Raw genomic sequence first — 5,805 nt, forward strand, 5'->3', positions numbered from 1 at the left:
TTTTTGGCTCGCGGTATTTTCATAAGGAAAATACGCATGCTCTCTATCAGCCCACTCAAATCTGCTTCTGGCGCTGCCAAATACTACCTAAGCGAAGAAAACCCCAAAGACCTACCTGACGTTTCTTTAGAGAAAGACGCCAGCGATAACTACTACCTCAAAGAAAAAGACCAGGGAGAAAATACGTTCTGGTATGGCAAGCTTGCAGAAGAAGCCGGACTGCTGAACAAAGCCGTCGAACAGGAGACATTAGAGTCCGTGTTATCTGGCAACCTTGGGGATGAAACCATCAAGGGAAAAAGAGGGAAACACAAATCGGGCTTCGATCTCACCTTTTCTGCACCAAAATCCTTCAGTGTTCTTGCGCTTGCTGGCGGTGACACCCGCCTTATCGAAGCTCATAACAACGCCGTTAAATTTGCTTTGACAGAGCTTGAGAAAGACGTAGCACAAGTCAAAGTCACTCATGAAAAAGGCGTTCAAGAATACGAAAACACGGATTCAATGCTATTTGCGGTCGTGCGCCACAAAACCAGTCGTGAAAACGACATGCAAGTCCACTCGCACGCCCTAGCAGCCAATATGACGAGAGATCAGGAAGGGGATTTACGAGCTTTATCAACCAGTTTGAAACAAAAAGGCGGCGTCATTAATGGAACTGGGGAACGTATCTACAACTTCCAAAAATACTACGGCATCTTATACCAGAGCCAATTGGCAAAAGAGGCACAAGAATTAGGCTATACAACGCGAGGCGTCGGTAACGGTCAGTTCGAAATCAATGGCGTGCCTCAATCTATTATTGACGCCTCATCTACCCGTAAACAACAAATTGACCAACGTACACTCGATTTAGGCTTTGAATCGCGCGCGGCTCGCGATGTTGCTACCCTCGATACCCGCAAAAGCAAAACCTATCAAAGCAATGACAGCCTCAATAAACAGTGGCAAAGCACGGTCAGAGAACAAGGACATGAGCCCTCTCAGCTTGTCGGTATGGCGCAGCAAGTCAAGGAGCAGACAACAACACCCTCGTTAGATGAAACGAAAGCCGCCATCAGCAGAGCCATTGACCACCTAGGTCAATACAGCACCGCTTTGCATTTAGAGAAAATCATTGAGCTCACCGCCTCAGAATTCACCAAAGGAGCAGCGCAGTTAAACGCACTTGATATCAAAAAAGTCGCGGATGAGATGATAAAAACGGGTGAGTTAATCGGTCTGAGCCCAAAAGGGCAATACACCACCAAAGGCTTAATTGATAACGAGAAAGCGCTTATCGACAGCACACAAGGACGGGCGCATCACATGCGTACCCACGTAGCACCCAAAGTCCTAGACAAGCTCGCCATTCCTGAAAGTCAGCAACGTATGCTTACCAACCTTTACCACTCCACCAAACAGTTCCACGTGGTAAATGTGCATGGCTCATCACAAAGCATTGCGCAGCAGCTGCTTAACGTGGGAAACCACAGTGGTAAACGGGTTCAGTTCGTCTCACAAAGCACAAAAGCCAAAGCAGAAGGGATGGAGAGCCTACAAAGGCAAAGCAAAACGCTTGGGGCGTGGATAGCCAATGCTTTTTCACCTGAGCAGCGCCACACCACCCATAGCTTGCTGCAAAGTGACACGCCGCTGACCAATAAAGACGTCTTGCTCATCGATGACGCTAATAAGATGAGCGCTAATGAACTGTTAGCCCTGATCGACAAAGCCAAACAGTCCAACAGCAAAGTCGTCCTGTTAAACCGCATTTCTAGCCGTCAAGGATTTAAAGCCAACAACGCCATCTCGCTGTATCAAAAAGGCAATGTAGAGAGCCATATTTGGGTAAGCAGTAAACCTATCGAAACAGACGTAAAACTGCATGAGAATGACACCGATAGGATAGCTCGGGTGTACGCCGACTTACCAGACAAAGCCAACACCCAAGTGATTGCCACTTCCAGTGTCGAGCAGCGGCGGTTAACCGAAGCCATTCGGGATAGACTCAAAAACACCGGTACGCTTTCTCGCCATGAAACCACGCTATTCACTCAAGTCCCCCACTACCTCTCTAAAGCGCAGCAGCCGCTTGTTCAACACTACAAACCAGGCATGACACTCACCCATTGGGATGACGGCAAACCTCAAAGCTTTGTCATTGCCAGTATCGATAAAGAGAGCAACACCATGACAACACTCAGCAAACACGACGGGCAGTCACACACGTTTGACCCATCCAGCCGTGCCTTTAAAGCCATGAAGATGCAAATCAGCAAACCACAGAGTTTGAACATTGCCAAAGGTGAGCACCTTAGTACGTTAGGGAAACACTTCCCTTCTGGTTTAGAGGCAAACAAACGTTACCTTGTCACGCACATAAATAAAGAAAGCCTCACGCTTGAGAGCAAGGGGGTAACACAACGCATAGACTTAGAAAGCTTAAAAGACGCACCACTGCAATACGACTATGTTCATGGCGCCAACCATATCGAGAAAAAAGAACACACTCTACTTTCAGCAAAAACCTTCACTCTGTCAAAACCATTGATAAATGACCTTACTGAAAAAACAGGCCGTCTTGATATCTTCACCGATAAGCCCGACAAAGCCCAAAGCGCCCTAGAAAAAGAGCAGGTCTCCCCGTCAGCGATTGAGCGAGTATTACAGACACAAAACATCAACGACCGTTACCTAAACGACACCACCCAAGCTTTGTTAAAACAAGATGTCAGTCAGGCACTATCAGCACTGGCAAAAGCACAAAACGCCCCACTTATCGAGAAAGCGGTCAGCTTTGCCCTAAACCACCTCTCAGAGCGAGAAGCCGCCTTTAGCCAAAAAGCGTTAGTGGTCGAAGCGGTTCGTTACGCTTTTGAAGAAGCCGGTGGCTCTATCACCAAAGAGCAGATTGAAACCGAACTGGAAAGACGCAGTGACACCCTCTCTGCAGAGTATACCGACGGCACACGCTGGACGACACAAGCGGCGCTAGAAACGGAAAAGCGTATCTTGCAAAACATCGATGATGGCAAAGGTCAACATCAACCCTTTGCTACCTCTAGGCAGGTACAAGCTTTTCTCGATACCAAATCTCGCTTAACCCAAGGACAAAAGGACGCCATCACCCTTATCTCAACCACCAAAGACAGCTTTGTGGCGATTCAGGGTTTAGCCGGCACAGGTAAGTCCACCATGCTTGAGTCCAATATTGAACTTATCCAGTTAGTCAAAGAAACCAGCCAACTGCCTGAGCAAAACGTGATTGGGCTTGCGCCCACTCACGCTGCCGTCGCAGAGCTCGAAAGTAAGGGCGTGAAAGCGCAAACCCTGGAAAGCTTATTATCTGACATCAGACAAGGAAACCGAACCGCCAGCGACTATCAACACACCTTGTTCTTTCTTGATGAAAGCTCGATGGTCAGCAACAAGCAAGCCGATGAGTTCACCAAACTGGTCAATGACAGTCAGTCCAAGACCGCCTTCCTTGGCGATAAAGAGCAGCTACTGTCCCTGAGTGCTGGTAAGCCGTTTGAACTGGCTATGAGTCAAGGACGCATCGATACCGCTTACATGACCGACATGGTACGCCCACAAAATGACATCTTGCACAATGCGCAGCAAAACACCATTGATAAGCAGCCACAAAGCGCCCTGGATAAGCTCCAACAGCAAGCCCCTGATACTCAAGGCAACAGTCAGCATGTCATCTCTACGCTGGATGAGAACGATAAGGATAGACGCAGAGCGCAACTCACAGCGACAGAGAAGCTGCCCTTTATGGTCGCCAAAGACTATCTAGAGCGCACCCCTGAGACGCGAGAGAACACTCTTATCATTGCTTACACCAACAAGGAGCGTGACACCATTACCGAACACATCCGTGTCGGATTAATGAAAACCCAAGAAATCGGCAAAGAGAACGTCATCGCAACTCGGCTACGCTCTATCGGTGCCACTGGGGAAGAGCTCACCACCATGATCCCCTACCAAAAAGGCTTGGTACTGAGTACCAAGCCTGGGGAATACACCACCATAACCCACGTAGATTCAGAGCATGGCGTGGTGACACTCGAAGATGCAGCAGGTGAAACCAAATCCTTTTTGCCCCGCAACCGAGACCATACCTTCACGACACTGTTTAGCGTGTCAGAAAAGCCTCTCTCAACGGGCGATAAGATTGTCACTCGCTTTACCGATAAAGAGCGTGGCATTAAAGCCAACGTGGAGTACAGCATCACGCAGGCAAGCTCAGACAGCGTCATTGCGCAATCGAAAACGGGAGAGACACTCACCATAAACCCTAACGAGCTTAAAGACGGGCATTGGGATTATGCGTATAGCCGAACCGCCGATATGGCGCAAGGAGCCACCTACCCCCATGTCATTACCTCTATTCAGAGTAAAGGCGCATTGACCAACCTAAGACGCGTCGGTATCGATGTCACCCGTGCTAGCCAGCACATCAGGCTTTATACCGATAACACCCAGCAACTGGTCAAAAGTTGGTTATCCAAAGAGAGCCACAAAGCCAGCGCAATAGAAACCCTCAACCAAATACCACCCAAAGACACCACTTACTTTAACCGTAATGCTCTGCCTCATGAGGACGTTCGGTTCCAAAATAAAAGCGGTGACTTTGACTACAACAAATTTAGGGAGCACATCAATACACAACTACCCAAATACACCGAAAGCCTTGCCACTCAATTATTAGGCAAGCCTAATCAATCCAAATCAGACCGGGATTACTTAACCTTTGGTATTGGTAAGTCTGCGATTAAAGTCACCTTAACCGGAGAATATCGAGGTTATTTTAAAGATTACATAACGGGCGAAAAAGGCGCTTTAATTAACCTTATCATGAGCCATAAGGACATCAGTTACAAAGACGCCATGAACCTTGCTCACAATATGATAAACGAGCCAGAAAAACACCAACTGGAGGAAAACAGTAAACACGAAAAATTACTCAACACCACCCCAAGGCATATTGCAAAGTTTGAAGAAAGAGCCAAGGAATACATCAGTGAAAGCTTGCCAATAAATGGCACCCTAGCACAAAGGTACTTAAACAGCCTTGGCATTAGTAATATCGAAAACAGTAACGTGAAATATCACCCTGCGGTGTATTCATCCGAAGATAAATGTTTTCACCCTGCCATGCTAACCAACATCCATAATAAGCAAGGTGAAACTAAAGCCATTGAAGTAACCTATTTGGACTCGCAAGGAAATAGAGACAACACACTAGACATTAATCCTAGAACGCTAGGTACAAAATCCAAACAATTAACTCACTTCCATCAAGGAGAGAATTTAAACACCACCATCATCAGCACCTCGATTGAAAACTCATTTCTGATACGAGACCAAACCAAAGGACAGATTGATATTATCAACGTCAATCACAAGAATGACATTCAAAACATTTCCACGGATGAACTGAGACAGAACATCATTATTGTATTAAGCCAAGGTAATCACGATTTAAACCCAAATAACATTGAGAAAATCATCGAGAACTTTAATGGAAGAGACATCCAATTCATGTCAGATGATAATCTCAAAGAGGAAATCAAACAGTGCCTTGATAAACTAGAGCGAGACAACACCACATATAACATTGAACTAAACGAGTCAAACTCTCCTCATCAAGAGAGTGAATTAGACACCCTCAGCTATAATGAGAAAAAAGAAAACGACAGCCAATCACTTGAACACTTTGAGCCGAAAGAATATTCACCTCATCAAGAGATGGACTTTAATCATATGGAGAAAGAAAGTGATTGGGAGGACAGAGAAATCGACAGAGAGTTAGAA

The 5,805-nt window shown here is 46.5% G+C and carries 1 protein-coding gene; it reads left to right on the forward strand.

What is annotated here, in order from left to right; genetic code table 11:
* Positions 1-36: 36 nt before the first annotated feature.
* Positions 37-5,805: conjugative transfer relaxase/helicase TraI (gene traI / locus AACR11_RS03070; protein ID WP_079324263.1), on the forward strand; the 5,769-nt coding region annotated here is incomplete at its 3' end.

This window comes from Vibrio sp. L85, assembly GCF_963871815.1.
Classification (GTDB): Bacteria; Pseudomonadota; Gammaproteobacteria; order Enterobacterales; family Vibrionaceae; genus Vibrio; species Vibrio harveyi.